Genomic DNA, 15,677 nt, shown 5'->3' with positions numbered 1-15,677 from the left:
TGCTGTTCCGGTAAGTACTCTTTTGCTGTACTTCGTTGACAATCACCGACCCCTCCTGCGAGCATGGTTCCTCTTTCAGAGCGGTAAACATGAAGCAGATTACAGTCGGCGTAGACACCAACGTCCTCCTCCATTACGGCCAGATTAAACTCCTTGATTGGCGGAAAATCTTCGAGGGCATCACGCACCTCCGAGTTCTCGTTGCGCGACAGGTGCAGCGGGAAATGGATGACCAGAAAGACCGAGGGAAAGGCTACATCCAAACACGGGCGAAGGAGTATCAGCGCCTGCTTCTGGAATCCGAGACAAACGATTACGCGGTCACCTTCGAACACTGCGGGGTTGAGGTAACTATCGAATTCCTCCGGCACACCCGCAGCAGCGATCTGGACAACGACCTCTTCGACCTAACGTCGCCAGACCAAAAGATCACCGCCGAATACTATCGTGTCTGGTGCGAAAATCCGGACCTCGTCGTGTTTGGCAACGACACCGGCACGATCATGGCCGCTAGAGACGCCAAGATGTCTACAGCCCGTCCGGAACCCGCGTGGAAACGCATCGAACCCGAAGACGAAGCAGTCAAACAGCTGCGCGAGGAGAACCTGGCCTTGAAGCGCCAGGTCGGAGCTTTGCCTAAAATTGAATTCTCGAACTTCTGTGCGGAAATAGTCCAGCGAGTACCCGTCGGCTTTGCCGACGGTTTTGACATCCACGAATATTTGAGAGACCTGGATGGGCGGATATCGGCGACGACCTTTCTGGCGTCAGTGGATGACCTGATCCGGATGTACGGGATTGAAGCTCGTGACCCTTTTGGCCTGAATCTCACGGGCTTTGGCCGCACGAAACTGACCGAGCGAGAACTGGACAGGTACGAGGGGAAGCTCGCTGACTTCGGCCGTTTCTTCCAGAATATGGCCCCCGACCAATTTCTATCATCCTTGCAGACGCTCGCCACGCCATACCTCATCAACGTCGATGTCGCGAATGTCGGAACGGCGATGGAGGAGCGTGTTTGCGTGGAACTCACAAGACACAAGAACTGCACGTTCTGGTCAGAGAATGATTACCGCTACGACAATAGCTGGGGTCTTTCCAAACCCGACGAGCCCAAGCCGATGTTGTCAATATTGCCCGCCATCGCCGGACTGCATGGTGTCCACGACCGAGGGACGCCGGATCATGTGTTCGGCGAACCGGAAGTGTTTGAACGGAGTCAGCGATTCAGATGCAAATCAATCCTCCACGGTCACTCGGCAAGCATCCGCGCAGTGATCGCGTATGACGAAGGCGGCGAAAATGAACCAACCGAACTGATCGTGTCGATAAGCGCGATGAAGCTGGTCGAGCCGATCACGCGAAAAGTTAGTTTTCGTCATGAACTCGCTTACTTTGATGGAGGGGACATCGACGAATTGATCGCAGCGCGTACGACACTGATGGACGATGAGCAGGCTGACATCCTGGAAAGGGCCATCAGGGTAGGCAAGGACGGCCCGGCGCTAGAACCTTAGTGAGATGGAGTGGAAATGGCGTCAGGCGGGCTCTTTCGCAACATAGATGCCGCTAGTCGGCATCCGTGCTTTAACTACGGTCACGACCCTGCGCATGCGTTTAGCGGGCCATCACTTCCTTCAAAACTGGACTGCCGTGGGTTAGTCGACGACGATCGCAACCTTTGACGACCAGAATTCGCCTGGCGCTTGGACGAAAATGGACGTCACGCCACTGATCGATGAGTATTTCTCCCGGAAGCCTTCGAAGGACGCCTCCAGCTTCGTGTCGTTGAGCTTCTCAATTATCGCTTTGCTCGACTGCTTACCGACCAACGACCTCACGCCGTCAACGTCCTCCGTGTTCACCGTCATCGGGAAGAAGACACCGACCCACGTGCCCATGAGATCAAGGGCCGAGACATAGGCCGTTTTTTCGCTTTTGAGTTCGATGGGCGGTTCGCTGTCGTCCACGACACTGAACATGCCATCAGTCGTTTCCAAGACGCGCGCGAGGTAGCTCAATTGTCTACTCTCGTCGCGCGCTCGAGCCATCGGAAATCTTACGTCCTCCAGATCGGCATGCGACAAGATTTTGCGAACCAGGTCTGCAAGGTTTGCGTACTGGTCGAACTTGTCGAAGGCTCGCGGCGGTTCGTCGACTTCCATGGCGAGCGGTTCGCGATCGTCTGCAAACAAGGTGACACGGAACCTCCCGCGGGCGAGGATGCCGTTGAATAGAAGGTAGTCCTCCCATGTCTTGGCCGTGTGGTGATCGGCCAGAGAAAAGTTATCAGGGTACCTGTAGGTCCATCCGCCGCCGCCAAGGATGATACGACCGAGCGGGGTTTGCGCCGAGAGCCTGATGTTGTCTTCGCTCAAGATTGGCGGGCCGATCATCGCAATGCTAGCTGTTGTCTTCACCGCTGTTTCGGTGACTGTCGACTTGAGTTCGAGTGTACCATGGAGGCTGTGGTGCGGTTCGAAATGCAGGGTGCCGGGACCAGAAGCATCCTCGACGGGAAGCGGAATCGAAAATCGGTTCTCGAAGAGATTGACGTTGTCGGCGGATAGGGGGGATAGGCCTAGAAACTGGTCCGCGAGATCATTTTCCGACCTCGTCGTCACGCTGAAGTGTAGTGTGAACCTCGACTGGTCGAAGCCGAGTTCGTCCAATTGCCGCATCTTTTCCTTTGCATAGTCGGCCATGCCTGGGCCAGGCAGCGCCATCAATGTCCGGGCGAGTTCGGTCTTCGAGGCCTCGACCCATGAGGCATTCGGCACCTTGATCGAGATCGAATTCTTATGGGGCTGAACGCGTCCCCTTGTCGACGCGCGCCGCATGCGCTTGAGGATCGACGCGAGCTGGTCATCCAAGAGGTGTATGATCGCCATCGATTTGATGGTGTCGTCAGCCCCAATCCTGAAAACGCATATAATCGCCGGCCTGGTGTCTTTCGTGAGGCGTTCGGCGACCGACATCGAGATGCGTACGGTGCTGTTCTTGGCAAGGATTGTCTTGACCTGAGCGATGATCTGCGTGGGCGCAGGCCGTTTGTCTAAGGATCGCTCGGGCGTCGCAGGCTGTAACGATGTCTCGACGACGAAGTCTTTTCCAGTCTTGTCGGGGAACACCGTGCTACACTTCAGCTTGGCCTTCAAGCAGAGGTCGTTGAAATACCCTTCGCCGATCGCTCCGAGTCGATCGAGCTCATCGCCGTCCACTGGCTCGTCGCGTTGTCCATGTTGAAGATGCATTCGGTGCCTCCGAATCTGCCGCGCTGACAACAACCTACGATAGATACCCCTGACTAAGACTAACTACTAGCCTTTGCTAGGATTTCCATGCCAGAGATGCTGGCGGAGATTGGAAATTTTACACGAGTGGAAAATCGGAGTTCGCGGCTCAAATTGTTGAACAGGCGAATGCCCAAACGGCGGATGTGGGCTTTGCAATTCGATAAGCTTTCTTCTGCTGTACCGTTCACCGTTTCTCACTGATGTAGAGGTAACGGTCGACAAAGACGCCGCTTTCCCCGAGCTGTTTCCGATAAACTTCTTTTCTGTCGTGCACTCGTTGCGCGACTTTTTGCGATGGTATGTTTTCGGGGCTGACGATGCTGACCACTCTCGGTAACCCGAGGCTGTGAAATGCATAGTCGCGGCACGCAACTGCTGCCTCGGTTGCGAACCCGTTTCCCCAGAAATCACGCCATAAATGGTAGCCTATTTCAGGCTCGGGACCCGCGGGGGTTTCCTGTAGTGTAATACCGCAATCGCCAATGACTTCTCCTGAGGACGCATCAACGACGGCCCAAAGGCCGAAGCCATGCCGATCGTAGCTATCGAACGCGAGCTTTTGAAACCATGTGCGTGTTGCGGAGTGTGATTTGGTGCCTGGATAAAACTGCATACATTCCGGGTCGGCGTAAATCCTGCCAAGCGAAATCAAATCGGCTTCCGCTATTCTGCGTAGATGCAGTCGTTCCGTTTTCAGAATGATCGACACGGTATCCTCCATTTCTCTCACGACATTTTAAATCCTCGCGAGGATACAGCTGCACAAGACGCGGGTTTCAAATCGGGACGAACGCAAACTTTCATTTACCACAAGGCAGATTGCCAAATTCCACGCCGCGTATATGCCGTCTTTGCCATTATGTATCCGACTATAACAACAACCGATGAGGTGACATGATGTCAATCAACTCGGGTCATGCTCGATATTTTCCGCGACCCATGCCAACAGCCGTCAACCCGTTGGAACGGGCTATTCTGCAGTTGGAGAATTTGATAGACGCGCAACGACTGCGTGCGCTCCCGGCACCATTTGATCTTCACAAAGCCAAACGCATTCTCGAGCGCTGCCACGAAGGGAGACCGTCGCGGAGCGCCGCGAATGTATGCACGACAAGCTTAGAATAAACGGTCGAACATCCGTTGCGACACCCCGGAAGTCATGCACGGCAACGACGCGCTCAAGACCCGCTCAGTCTGACCATGACGACCTTGCTGTGCTCGCCGATTCGCTCTACATCCAGTATGCTAGAAGCCTCGGCCAGATCGCTCAACCTCGCATATCCATAGTTCCTCGCGTCGAAGTCTGGAGACTGTTTCGCTAGATGCGCGCCGACTCGGGCGAGGTTCGCACGGCCATCTTCTTCCGCTGATGCCTCGACGGCCTTACGGAGCATCTCCAGGGCGGCTTTGTCCAGCTTGCCGCTTGCGGCCACTCCCTGCGATGCAGGTGCTTTTTCTGGCTCGGATTTCATCGTCGACATGGAAGCCTTAGGCTTTGCCACCGTTTTGGCTTGGGCGACGGCTGGTACATTAGCTTCATTCTCCGAACTGAGCACATCGACGTAGATGAACTTGTCGCAGGCCGTGATGAATGGCCTTGGCGTCTTGCGCTCGCCGAACCCGTAGACCGTGATACCTTGTTCTCTGATGCGCGATGCCAGTCTTGCAAAATCGCTATCACTGGACACTATACAGAATCCCGAAAAGCGCCCCGTATAAAGCAGGTCCATCGCATCGATGATCATCGCGCCGTCGGTCGCGTTTTTGCCCGTCGTGTAGGCGAATTGCTGCACGGGTTGGATCGAATGCTCAAGGAGGCACTCCTTCCAGCCATTGAGGTTCGGCTTCGTCCAATCCCCGTAGATTCGCCTAACACTGGCCGTTCCATAGTTCGCGATTTCGGCGAGAAGACCTGAGACACTCTTCGGCGACGCATTGTCGCCATCGATCAGCAGAGCCAATGTCTCAGTCGTCATAACGTTTGTTCTCCTTTGTCGCGTAGCCACCCAAACAGGAGAATGGTAACAAATTCGCGTCGTAAGGCATATTAGGCCAGTGATGCGGTCGCGTTCGGTCGTTGCGCGCCTTTGATGCAGCGCCACCCTTTGTGGCTACGCTAACGTCTGCCAAGCTGGTGGCGTTGTTTTCGCGCGGATTAACAGGCATCCGATAAACCCCTGCATAATATGTTTTGAACCGACTCGCCTGTGGATAACTATCCCACACCTCCCAGAGGAAGCGCCCTCAGGCCACAACCCGTGTAGCTTCGTTGATGAATAAGAGCGGGTTGGATCATGAAGCCGGATCGACTTGGTAACATTCTGGAAGAAATGGAGGCGCGATTAACCCGTGCCCAAAGGGATGGAAACGGTCGCGGACTGGCAGCATTGACGGTGGCAGTTCGACGATATCGCGCAAAACTCGATAAGCTTAGTGCGTCCGACATCAGCGAGCTCGAGAGACTGATTGCCCAAGTCCCAATGCAGGGCGATCCGCTGCGTCTCAACAACCTCATCGCTGGACTGAAAATCGGTCTCAACCAACTAAGCCTCGACGACATCATTGACGCCACCCCCGGTCAGAAGCTGGCGGCCTTCCAGTTCGGTTTTGAAGGCGAACTACTGAAAGTCATAGACCAACCGATCAAGCCTTATGAGAGTGAGAAGGACATAGCGATGGCCTCTCTCGAGGCGGCCATACAGAACGGTGCTTACGTCAATGAAGACCTGAAGGCGACGAATGTGTCCCCGAGGGTTAGAGAAGCTTTCGCAAGACTTCAGGCGACGATGTCATCGTATACGAACATCGTCCAGATCGGCGCTGGCGCTCAGATTTGCAGTCGCTATCTGCAAATGGAGGTGGAAGAGCTTTCACCGTCACTCGCAGGGATGCTGGTTGGTCACATTGAGAGCGTGTTCGCCGCGCTTTCGCAGTTCAAGGATTGGCGTGTTTACTGCGAAAATGCCTACGAACTCCACTTGGAGCCGGGATCGATAAAAGAGCTGACGGAAAACGCGTCACTACTTATAAAGGACCTCCGGGAGAACAATGTGATTGACGCAGCAGTTCCCAATGCCCTGGAGACCGTGGTCGGATGGGTCGAGGAACAGGCTCAACCCGACAAGCGTGACGTCCTTTCGCTAGGGCGAACACTTGAAAACATTTGGTCCGCCATGGTGAAGCAGATTGTTTCCTTTGCAAAGGAAACCGCCTCCGAAACGCGTAAGCTTGCGATTAAGGCAGCCGCCGCAACCCTCCTCATTGGTGCAGTAAGCCTAGTCCCGATTATTAGCAAAATCCCCGGTGCCCAGTGGATTGAGGTCGCTTACATTTATGTGAAATCCATTCGTGACAAGCAGTAGACCGTCGAGCCAGTAAGAACCGGTCGCTGAATCAGTTTCCATCCTGTTACGCAGGCGTGCAAGCGATCCGGCCGATAAGCCAGCAGCTCATCAGCACAACCCAATGTTAAAATACAACCCTACCGATTGACTGCCGCTGAAGTCGCGATACTCTGGCTCATTCGCAAAAGAGGAGCTACGATATGTCCGGACCAGGTGACCCTCGCAATACCGACAATAATGACACGAGGTGGGCACCCACATCGACGACGCCTCAACCCGGGCAAGGTGGAGGCGGCGGCGCAGATACCGGGGGGCCTAGCCCTTGTGTGTTTACGGAGGAAACTATCCTCGCTTCTCCGAACATGGCTGTCGTTAGCACCCTTTCAGTCGGTGATGTTATGACGGTACTTCAGTCTGGACCGCGTGTCGTCGCCCAAGCGTCGGCGGGCATAGCAGGTGCAATCACGTCGACTCGCTTGCCAGTTATCATCCAATGCATGAATGGTGGGCAGCAATACCTTGCCTGCGTGACGCAAATCAACGGTGGCGCAGTAACCGTGGAAATCTATCCGGCATGAGCGTGATCGATATTGTCGGCGGTATCTACCGTGAGAAATGCGCCTTTCCATACTGGGATCAATTGTACGGCTCGGCAGGCCGCGCGGCGTCCGCATTAACCGGACACGTTTCGAGCATCAATCTTCATAGTGCCTTGGCAAACGAGGAACTCGTTACCGCGAACGCGATCTTTGCGTCCGAGGAAATCAATCTCCGCATTACTCCCCGGAGACAATCAATCGGTTTCGAATATCTGCATTGCCTTTCGGTGCCAAAGATCAAACCTGGGCGGAATGTCCCGCAAGTCATCATACCCTCTGTTTCGGGCGACGTGATCATAAAGTTCGGAATGCTTGAGAGTGATCCAGTCGTGTCAGGCGGCCACGTCGTTTACGACCCGCAGTCGTCTCTAAACCCAATGCCTTTCTCCGCGTCGGGGTCGACGGCCAAGCATCTCGCAATCATCGCCAACCGCGGGGAGATACTCGCCCTCGCGAAATCGGCATCCGTCGATGCTGCGGTATCCACCTTGTTCGCAGCCGAGAAAGCAGAGGTGATCGTCGTCAAGGACGGCATAAACGGCGCGTCCGTCTACGATGCTGCAGGTTCAAGCTACGTTCCCGCTTACGTAACGCAGAATGTTTTCACAATTGGGTCCGGTGATGTTTTCGTTGCTGCGTTCGCACTTGCCTGGGCGATAAATGGAGTGTCACCCGCACAGGCTGCGGACTACGCCAGCCGCTCAACAGCGGACTATGTCGAAACGCGCATGCTTCCGATTGGTTCGATGACCTCTGAACCCGCTGCACGTAGGCCTGCGGCAAGAGCGGGTGGCCATATTTATCTCGCCGGACCGTTCAGGGAGCTTGGTCAGCGGATGATGGTCGATGACGCACGAGAACAGCTTCAGGGATTGGGAATGAGCGTCTTCAGCCCGATCCACGATATCGGGCCCGGAACGGCGGACATTGTGGTAAAGCAAGACCTCGCGGCGATCGTTCAGTGTGACGCCGTCTTTGCCATTTTGAACGGGAGTAGCCCCGGAACCGTATTCGAGGTTGGCTACGCACGCGCCCTTGGCAAGCCCGTGTTTTGCGTTGCCCAAAATATGCGTGACGTTGATCTCAAGTTGCCAAGGGGATCGGACGCACATCTCCACCAAGACTATGTCAGTGCCCTTTTCCAGATAGCGTGGCGCTCATGAGGCGGGCTCTCCTCCTGTCTGGTGGCATGGATTCCACATCGATTGCCTACTGGCGCAAACCCGATCTCGCGATCACCATCGATTATGGCCATAAGGCAGCAGCTGGGGAAATCCGGGCAGCCACCGCTGTCTGCACGGCGCTCGCTATTGAACACAAGATCATTCATTGCGATCTCTCGGCACTCGGCAGCGGTGACCTCGCTGGCACCGCAGCCGACCCCCATGCACCAGCCAGCGAATGGTGGCCCTACCGAAACCAGATGCTGGTCACTATTGCGGCAATGGAGTGCATCAAGCACAAAATCAATGTTCTTGAAATCGGGGCGTTGCGAACCGACGGGTTTCACGTCGATGGCCGCAAGGAGTTTGTGGACGCCTTGAGTGCTCTGCTTTCGATGCAGGAAGGTGGGCTGAGACTGGAGGCCCCAGCGGCCGCCTATTCTGCCGAGGAACTCGTGCAAGTTTCAGGGATACCGATGGATGTCCTCGGTTGGTCGCACTCCTGTCACAAGAGCGACTATGCATGCGGCTACTGTCGGGGTTGCGAGAAGCACTACCTTACAATGAAGGCGATCGGCGTTGCGCCCTATTGATCCGAGCCCGACAGGTAAGCCTCCCAAGGTCTCCGAGCCGAACTGGTACGAACCCAGAAAGCTCGAGATACCCGGCATTGTTTGTCAGCCACGGGACTTTGCCGACCTCCTGCGCTCGCGACGCTCAACTCGACACATGCAGGTCGCCGCATTGTCTCGGGTGGCATCCGTGGTTCGGGAAACCCTCAAAAGCGATTTCATCGGGACCGGATCGCATATGGGACGGAAGCTGAAACGCGTGATCTCCGCTGGCGCGCTTCATCCCATCAAGTCCGTCATCATCGACTCCGATGGATACGCGGTCGCATACGACGACGACCATGACGCATTCCTTGCTATCAAACCGCGCAAGCTGGACCTCCTCGCAAAGGGGTTGAGGAGTTGCGCAACCGTACTTCCATCAGCGCACGGTCACTTCATCGCCCTGATGGCCGATGTCCACTTGACATCCACCGTATACAAGAACCCGGAGTCATTACTTTGGCGCGACGCTGGCGCTGTTCTGCAAACGCTGGCTATGGCGAGCGAAGCATTCGATCTCGGCTTCTGCCCCCTCGGCATCCTTGGGCAAGATTTCGCCGACGCACTTCTTCCCGAAGACCACCAATATCTTGGGGTCGGCGTCGCAGTGATAGGACAGCGCGCTCCAGAGTGAAAGAAATCAGAACGCGAGTTGAAGCTGTGTAGGTGCGGCGATCTTTATCGGTCGGGATGTCGGCCCGATTCGCCGCATGAAGTCCCAGATTACGGCATCGAGAACACTGGCTCTTACTTTGATGGCCTGTGCGAATTTCAGGAACAGGTCCTCAAGACCGAAGTAGTCTTTGGCGGGATGGGAGTCCGCGTCGAAAACGTTCATCATCACGCAGGCACGATGAAGATGGACGTCTATTATGGCGACTTCGTCCGAATCCAGATGATTGCGGACAACCCAGGACGCGGTCTTGGGGCCGATCCCTGGCAAACCAAGCAACTGCTCCCTGAGTTCGCGCTCGGGAACGTCGACGGAGAAACTCCGCGCTATCGACAAAGAACGGGCTAAGTACGAGGCTTTCTGACCAGCGAACCGATAGCGTCTCGATTTGCCGTCAACACTGAAAGGTTCGAGCAACCTGTCGAGAACGTCCTGCTCGCTGGCGTGACCATCAAGCAGCCCGTCCTTGCGCAGGCGGTCGAACGCGACCATTCCCATCTCGGCAGGAATTCCATAGCCGCCAAGGAGGCACACTGCGATCTCTTCGAGTAGCGTGTCACCGAGCCGATGATCGCGATAGCGGTTGTAACGCATCTGGGCTTCGGACTGGTATTTCCAGAACGCAGGCGTGAAGAGCTCGTCCGGACCGCCCCAGCAGACGCCAGGCATAACCTCGTCGAGGCCCTCTGGAACTGTGTGTTCCTCAATCTTTCCGTCGATGTTGATCCAGAACCGCTGCATATTGTTCCTCTCGCGGCCGTTCCCAAAGCATTCGGTGGAACCTCTGTCCATGGAAACTCGCAACATTTCGTTTGCTATCCACGATAACCACAGGAAGCTTGCGCGAGCGGTTCGACCGAAATCGATCCTGTAGGGGGAGGACGCAAGCCACAATCGCATCAGGAGGTCCGGATTACCGTTATGGCTCGGCCATCTTTTCCGCATGCGCCGTCACGAGCATCGCAATCAAATGAACGGTATTGCGGGCACCATACCTGATCTTTAAACGTTCAACGCGGTGTTCTACCGTTCGCGGGGATACGCCGAGCGTTTCCGCGATCTCCTTGGCCGTCGCGCCTTCTATCAGCAATTGAACTATGGCTTCGTCCGCGACATCCAGCTTCTCGTGTTGTTGAGGTGGACTAAGCAGGAACTGGGCGTAGGACGATGAAATGACCCATTGCGGTCTCGTAGTGTTTTTCTGCGGTATCAGAATGCGATCATAACCAAGGTTGATGCCGAATAGCCGCGTTTTCACCAGTTCCATGGATGGCTGCTGCGATTCCATGACCTGGCGAAGTCTCGGGATGACCGCGTCCTCCATGTATTTCTGGTCTTTGAAATCCTCGACATAACAGTCGGCGAAAATCTTGTTGATGTTTAGAATACGAGACGTGAACCCGGAATGCCTGATGGCTTTCATGTGCCATTTCTTGGGATTGCCGCTTGTTACCGTAAACAACGTCAGCCGCATCTTTATCGAAAGATGGCCGAGGATGTCGTTGTAGACCGTCTGGGGTTTGGCGGCATCTTCAGGGCTCGTCTGCAGCCAGTTGTCTATCATCGTGCGCGTAACCGCACTGAACGGTGTCTCTTTGGCCATTGTCGAAAATATGAAATCCAGAAATTGATGTCTGCCAATAGTCGGATTCCATGATCTGGCACAGGGTATTTTTACCCTGTGCCATCAGGCTGTTGTTGACGATGCGCCGTAAAATGAGGTCCTGAATTCCACGGCAGGGTAAATTCCCCCTCCGAAATTCTTCCGCAGGTAAGACAGTTCTCCGATTGTCAGCCACGGGGCGATTTCGGCCCCATCGTATTATCTACATAGGGGCCGGCTTTGACACATACGCATGAAAACCCGATTCCGTCTGCGGACAGGAGTAAAGTCGTAATTTCGGCAGTCTTGGCCGCGCTTTCGGTCGCTGCGATCGCGCTGCCGATCATCAATATCAAGGCGATGGGTTTCAGTGGTGGCCTGACGCTTGTTTCGCCGCATCTTCTCGGCGGCATTGCATATCTCCTGCCGCTCGTATTTCTGGCCAGACTTGCCGCGCGGTTTGCGCCTCAGGCGCAGCCCTATGTTCGCATCGTCGAAATCGTCGGATTGGTCATCGTTGGAGGAATTGTACTCTACGCCATCGTGACGTTGCTGAATGGCATGAACGAGATGAATAACGCGAACAGGCAGATGACGCAGATGCTCGGCTCTGCGAATGCCCGGCAGTTCTCGTCGATGGGTGGCCTCTCCGTAGCAAGCGGCGCATTCGCACTCAGCCTGCTCTTGGTCGGCAGTGCATGGCAGGTCTGGTCCGGACGCAGCCGCTGATTTCACTGGCCGGAAGCTCTCAGTTCATAAAAATCCCGGAGACTCAATTGAAAATTTCCATCATCTCGGCCGTATTACTTTGCACGGCAACCGCAACGGCACAGGCTGCGGAATTCGACATCAACGGCATGAAACTGGGCATGAACGCCGATCAGGTTCTCGCCCGGTATCAGGCGCTACGTCCCGAAGGACAACACCTCTTCACGAAATGGAGCCTTCCTGACGGCTCGGAATGGGTCGCCAACGGTCGAACGCTTTACAATGATCTGGCAAATCCCGATGACATGGAACACGAGCGTTACGAATTTGCGTTCACGGGACTGGGAAGCGGCAACAAGTTGTTCGCTACGCGCCGAAAATTACAATTCAAACCGTCAGCGCGGCCTTCTACGGAATCCGTCTACGCCGCTGCCGTGAAGAAATATGGCGAGCCGTCATATCTGAGCAACGACGGCACCAGCGTTTGGGCCGCGTGGAAGTTCAGCTCCGTTGGTGCCCATGCAGAGAAACTCGATTCCTCGCTGGACTGCATCACGAAGAGCGACTTCCCTGTGGGGCTGGACGAGCACACCGTCGGAAAGGCCAAGAAAGCAATGGATGTCTGCGGCCTTTACATCGAGTTTTCGGTCAAAGGCAACCAGACGGGCCTCGCGACGGGGCTCGATATGGCCATGATCAATTATCTCGACCTGGCTCAGGATTTCGATACCGACAATCAGGATGCGAGGAAGAGGATCGACGCGGCCAAGACAAAAAACACGAGCAAGGCGGCTCCCGCTCCGGAACTCTAGCGGCAAGCGATGGATCGGCAGACAGGCGCGGATCGAGTGGTTCCGTGTTTTCCGCTTACTCGAAGAACGACCGTAGGACATGACATAAATGAGGTTCTATTTCATGAAACCGCTTGTTGCGGCGTCCATGGCGTTGGTTTTCGTTACCGCATCGGCGAACGCCGTATCTACGGCGGCCAGCCGCGAGGAATTCCGTGGGCGCTGGTCGCGCGACTGCGGCGGGGGCCGGACCTGTCATCTCGATATCGACGATACGAAATCACCGCAGACGATCCAGATCACGTTCTCGATCGAGGGAAGTGGCGAGTCATGCAGTTGGGACGTTGACGCCGTATACGACAAGGGGTTCGGAGGTCCTGTGGCCCAGGACCCCTATGGAAACTATTCCTTTTACCTGACTCTCCAGAGTGACGGCCGGCTGTATTCGTCGGGCACGATGTTATCGAATTGCGGTCCCCAGCCGCTTGATCAGCATTTTGCCAGCAATCCTATTTTCGGCGGCTCGGCGAAAGACACGATGTCATCTTCTGACGCCGAAGATGATGCACAGGCGGTGATTGGGGATCGCGGCGTCTTCGATCATAACGGCTCTGTCGTGGTCATCGATCCCAACGCGGGAACCATCGTCTATCGCGGCCCAAAGAAATCCATTTCCGGAACGGTCAAGTCCGGTGCGTTGCTCTTTAAGGCCGCCACGTCATGGGACCCGTACGACAACAATGCGGTTATCAAGGGGACTGCGTATGTCTTCAAACGCGGCTGCGACCCGGTTCCATACCAAGTTTCCGGTCATCAGAAAGGATGGCACACGTTGATCCTGACGGGCGCGGCACCTATCCGCCAGAAAGACGGATGCAAAGTTGTCGGCTACAAGATTAACGGGAATTCCGTACTCAAGTTCGTCAGCTGGGGCGACTAATGTCAGCGACTTATGGCGATGCTACCGAAAGGCATTGGAGGCAACCTCGGATGCGTGCCATCTGAACCGAGATATCCCGATATCATTGATGTACATAGACCAAGCATTTTCTCCGTCATCGACAAGCATCGCTAGATTTGTCGCCGCTCGAGACGAGTTGCGAGTACGGCTGGCAATGCCCTCAACCTCGCGCCATCCTACCTCGAGGTCGATATATGCCTTGCCTCGTTTTTACCTCCTGCCACAGTCCATCGCTAACGATCCGTAGGTCCGGTACCTCGGAGACAACATGTTCATCGTTCGAATTCGGTCGCGAGACCCTGCGTTCCGTTGCCGGGTTCTTTCTGTACTCCAACCGATTGAAGACGAGACGGCCGATGTATAGCTCGTTGTTGAGAATACCAGTCCCTCTGTCTCGATGACCTCGAATTGCGGTGCTCTGCCAGACTCGTCCACGTGGTCCAGGGATTGCGAGGCCGTTAAGCTTGGCGGCAATCGCATCTGGTGTAAGGCCTCTGGAAAAATCTTCGAAGATAGTGACGACAGTCGCTGCTTCTCGTGCATCAATGGCACGAAGACCCCGAACCAGATTCCCGTCCGCATCAATTTCTCTAATCACGCGATAGCCAAAGCACAAACCGCCCGGGACGCGGCCACCTTTGGCGACCATTTTCATGCCCTCCCGTGTTCGGTAACGCGTTTGCTCAATCGTCTCTTGGCCGAGGACAGCTCGGATACCCAGTTCGATAGCCGAAACAGGACTACCACCCTGTACAGTCCATAGCTCCACGTCGTGGAAGTGCAACAATTTCAGAATTTTCGCACTGTGCTCTAAATCACGGGAAAGACGGTCCAAGGTCAGACACAGGAATACATCGCATCTCCCTTCCTGGACGGCCATGAGAGCGCTTTGAATTCCCGGGCGCGTCTCGTAGTTCGCACCGCTGATTCCGGCATCGAAAAAACTATCTACCAGCGCCCATCCCTTTGCCTCGATCATCTCCCTGCCAAGGTCAAGTTGCGTTTGAATGGATGCGGGGTTTTGCTGATCGGTAGAGTACCTCGCATATATGACGGCGCGTTTTATCATTTCTCCCTCCCTTTCCAGATTTTCAAGGAAAGGTCGGCTTCGTCGTATTTTTTCATGTCATCTGCTAATGTTTGGAGGTCGGTGTATTTTGGTCAGTTCTCACTCTTTCATTGCGAGCAAGGGAGCAATAGCCCGCACGCCCACGCGCGCTTTCATGCGCTCGACGCGATGCTCCACAGTCCGCGGCGACAACTCTATCACTCTGCCGATTTCACGAGCTGACATGCCCTCGCGCAGCAACTGCAGGATCGAGAGATCGACGTCGTCAAAACGCGTGTCCCGGCCGACGACCGAAAGCGAGTGGACTTCGCCCAGAATTACGCACCAAGCTCTTTTGGCCGTAGGATCGGGCACGATGATGCGCCTGCCGAGGACCCTGACGTCTCGGATGATCTGATCGATCCTGCCGGTAATAGGGCGGCAGTCGGCAATCGCTTTTTGGCAGACTTCGACGACGTGCTGTTCGATTAACGCTCCCTCGGGGAAATCGCAAAGATTGCCTATTTTCTGCAGCGTCTCGACGGCGGCCAGGCTCGTGGGAATCCGGTATTTTCGGACAAAGTCCACGCGCCAGTCTGGCGGTGCCTTCGTCGTGTCGATGACTATCAATACCATGTTGATGCTGAGGAGGCCTTGCACCGAACGGCAGATTCCGTCTGCGGAGCCAGATATGCCTGAACTTTCCAGCCAGGCATCGGTCAATCGTCGTGTGAGTTCGGCAAACGAAACATTCGGTCTCAAGCGGTATTCGCCTGGAAGGACAGAAACGAACGGTTTTGTCACGACTGACCGGAGGTTGTCGTTCTACGCGTAATTGCCTCTCATTGTTGAATACAAGACTTGAACGAGAGATTGA

General features: G+C 55.2%; 15 protein-coding genes. 8 read left to right on the top strand and 7 right to left on the bottom strand.

Annotation, left to right across the window (positions count from 1 at the left end):
* Window positions 1-89 precede the first annotated feature (89 nt).
* Entirely contained in the window at window positions 90-1,517 is a 1,428-nt protein-coding gene (locus tag CFBP5499_RS01605; protein ID WP_080826198.1) for a hypothetical protein, read from the top strand.
* A gap of 141 nt (window positions 1,518-1,658) precedes the next feature.
* Here CFBP5499_RS01605 and CFBP5499_RS01600 read toward each other — a convergent pair whose 3' ends face one another.
* From CFBP5499_RS01600 to CFBP5499_RS01590, 3 genes are all read right to left on the bottom strand, one after another.
* Window positions 1,659-3,254: a hypothetical protein gene (locus CFBP5499_RS01600; RefSeq protein ID WP_080826201.1), complete on the bottom strand. Its 1,596-nt coding sequence runs from the start codon at window positions 3,252-3,254 to the stop codon at window positions 1,659-1,661.
* A gap of 226 nt (window positions 3,255-3,480) precedes the next feature.
* On the bottom strand, window positions 3,481-4,017 hold the full coding sequence (locus CFBP5499_RS01595) for a GNAT family N-acetyltransferase (protein ID WP_175416577.1): 537 nt from the start codon (window positions 4,015-4,017) through the stop codon (window positions 3,481-3,483).
* 457 nt (window positions 4,018-4,474) lie between these two features.
* On the bottom strand, window positions 4,475-5,272 hold the full coding sequence (locus CFBP5499_RS01590; protein WP_080826205.1) for an NYN domain-containing protein: 798 nt from the start codon (window positions 5,270-5,272) through the stop codon (window positions 4,475-4,477).
* Window positions 5,273-5,590: 318 nt separating this feature from the next.
* Here CFBP5499_RS01590 and CFBP5499_RS01585 point away from each other — a divergent pair, with 318 nt between their 5' ends.
* The 4 genes from CFBP5499_RS01585 to CFBP5499_RS01570 all read left to right on the top strand — a co-directional run bounded on the left by CFBP5499_RS01585 (window position 5,591) and on the right by CFBP5499_RS01570 (window position 9,650).
* Entirely contained in the window at window positions 5,591-6,658 is a 1,068-nt protein-coding gene (locus CFBP5499_RS01585) for a hypothetical protein (protein ID WP_130932470.1), read from the top strand.
* 556 nt (window positions 6,659-7,214) lie between these two features.
* Complete coding sequence (locus CFBP5499_RS01580) at window positions 7,215-8,402, top strand: PfkB family carbohydrate kinase (RefSeq protein WP_080826211.1); 1,188 nt, start codon at window positions 7,215-7,217, stop codon at window positions 8,400-8,402.
* Between the two features lie 26 nt (window positions 8,403-8,428).
* Entirely contained in the window at window positions 8,429-8,995 is a 567-nt protein-coding gene (locus tag CFBP5499_RS01575; RefSeq protein WP_233284164.1) for a 7-cyano-7-deazaguanine synthase, read from the top strand.
* Window positions 8,982-9,650 (top strand): nitroreductase family protein, encoded by a 669-nt coding sequence (locus tag CFBP5499_RS01570; protein ID WP_130932471.1) that lies wholly within the window; start codon window positions 8,982-8,984, stop codon window positions 9,648-9,650. Before CFBP5499_RS01575 ends, CFBP5499_RS01570 begins: the two co-directional genes overlap by 14 nt.
* 6 nt (window positions 9,651-9,656) lie before the next feature.
* On the opposite strand, the gene CFBP5499_RS01565 is transcribed toward CFBP5499_RS01570, so the two are convergent.
* Window positions 9,657-10,430: a hypothetical protein gene (locus tag CFBP5499_RS01565; protein WP_130932472.1), complete on the bottom strand. Its 774-nt coding sequence runs from the start codon at window positions 10,428-10,430 to the stop codon at window positions 9,657-9,659.
* A 178-nt stretch (window positions 10,431-10,608) separates the two neighbouring features.
* A complete protein-coding gene (locus tag CFBP5499_RS01560) occupies window positions 10,609-11,292 on the bottom strand; it encodes a helix-turn-helix transcriptional regulator (RefSeq protein WP_080826217.1) in 684 nt (227 codons plus the stop codon).
* Between the two features lie 240 nt (window positions 11,293-11,532).
* On the opposite strand from CFBP5499_RS01560, the gene CFBP5499_RS01555 reads away from it, so the two are divergent.
* The 3 genes from CFBP5499_RS01555 (at window position 11,533) to CFBP5499_RS01545 (ending at window position 13,731) form a co-directional block, all read left to right on the top strand.
* Window positions 11,533-12,021, top strand: a complete 489-nt coding sequence (locus tag CFBP5499_RS01555) for a hypothetical protein (RefSeq protein WP_137066214.1) — start codon at window positions 11,533-11,535, stop codon at window positions 12,019-12,021.
* Complete coding sequence (locus CFBP5499_RS01550; protein ID WP_233284163.1) at window positions 11,991-12,812, top strand: hypothetical protein; 822 nt, start codon at window positions 11,991-11,993, stop codon at window positions 12,810-12,812. The genes CFBP5499_RS01555 and CFBP5499_RS01550 overlap by 31 nt, the downstream gene beginning before the upstream one ends.
* Window positions 12,813-12,900: 88 nt before the next feature.
* A complete protein-coding gene (locus CFBP5499_RS01545; protein ID WP_080826225.1) occupies window positions 12,901-13,731 on the top strand; it encodes a hypothetical protein in 831 nt (276 codons plus the stop codon).
* A 181-nt stretch (window positions 13,732-13,912) separates the two neighbouring features.
* Here the strand turns inward: CFBP5499_RS01545 and CFBP5499_RS01540 are convergent, their stop codons facing one another.
* Together CFBP5499_RS01540 and CFBP5499_RS01535 are read right to left on the bottom strand one after the other, a co-directional pair.
* Window positions 13,913-14,821: a recombinase family protein gene (locus CFBP5499_RS01540; RefSeq protein WP_130932473.1), complete on the bottom strand. Its 909-nt coding sequence runs from the start codon at window positions 14,819-14,821 to the stop codon at window positions 13,913-13,915.
* Between the two features lie 99 nt (window positions 14,822-14,920).
* The gene (locus CFBP5499_RS01535) at window positions 14,921-15,562 is read right to left on the bottom strand and encodes a helix-turn-helix transcriptional regulator (protein WP_130932474.1); all 642 of its coding nucleotides are present in this window, start codon (window positions 15,560-15,562) and stop codon (window positions 14,921-14,923) included.
* Between the last annotated feature and the right edge of the window lie 115 nt (window positions 15,563-15,677).

The sequence above is a fragment of the Agrobacterium tumefaciens genome, assembly GCF_005221325.1.
Lineage (GTDB): Bacteria > Pseudomonadota > Alphaproteobacteria > Rhizobiales > Rhizobiaceae > Agrobacterium.
This window is presented reverse-complemented; position numbering and strand designations above follow the sequence as displayed.

What these genes read in the sequence shown, in the direction of transcription:
- CFBP5499_RS01545 (WP_080826225.1), top strand. Translation starts at nt 12,901, where the DNA reads ATGAGGTTCTATTTCATGAAACCGCTTGTTGCGGCGTCCATGGCGTTG.
- CFBP5499_RS01605 (WP_080826198.1), top strand. Translation starts at nt 90, where the DNA reads ATGAAGCAGATTACAGTCGGCGTAGACACCAACGTCCTCCTCCATTAC.
- CFBP5499_RS01560 (WP_080826217.1), bottom strand. Translation starts at nt 11,292, where the DNA reads ATGGCCAAAGAGACACCGTTCAGTGCGGTTACGCGCACGATGATAGAC.
- CFBP5499_RS01600 (WP_080826201.1), bottom strand. Translation starts at nt 3,254, where the DNA reads ATGCATCTTCAACATGGACAACGCGACGAGCCAGTGGACGGCGATGAG.
- CFBP5499_RS01585 (WP_130932470.1), top strand. Translation starts at nt 5,591, where the DNA reads ATGAAGCCGGATCGACTTGGTAACATTCTGGAAGAAATGGAGGCGCGA.
- CFBP5499_RS01590 (WP_080826205.1), bottom strand. Translation starts at nt 5,272, where the DNA reads ATGACGACTGAGACATTGGCTCTGCTGATCGATGGCGACAATGCGTCG.
- CFBP5499_RS01565 (WP_130932472.1), bottom strand. Translation starts at nt 10,430, where the DNA reads ATGCAGCGGTTCTGGATCAACATCGACGGAAAGATTGAGGAACACACA.
- CFBP5499_RS01575 (WP_233284164.1), top strand. Translation starts at nt 8,429, where the DNA reads ATGGATTCCACATCGATTGCCTACTGGCGCAAACCCGATCTCGCGATC.
- CFBP5499_RS01550 (WP_233284163.1), top strand. Translation starts at nt 11,991, where the DNA reads ATGGCAGGTCTGGTCCGGACGCAGCCGCTGATTTCACTGGCCGGAAGC.
- CFBP5499_RS01540 (WP_130932473.1), bottom strand. Translation starts at nt 14,821, where the DNA reads ATGATAAAACGCGCCGTCATATATGCGAGGTACTCTACCGATCAGCAA.
- CFBP5499_RS01580 (WP_080826211.1), top strand. Translation starts at nt 7,215, where the DNA reads ATGAGCGTGATCGATATTGTCGGCGGTATCTACCGTGAGAAATGCGCC.
- CFBP5499_RS01595 (WP_175416577.1), bottom strand. Translation starts at nt 4,017, where the DNA reads ATGGAGGATACCGTGTCGATCATTCTGAAAACGGAACGACTGCATCTA.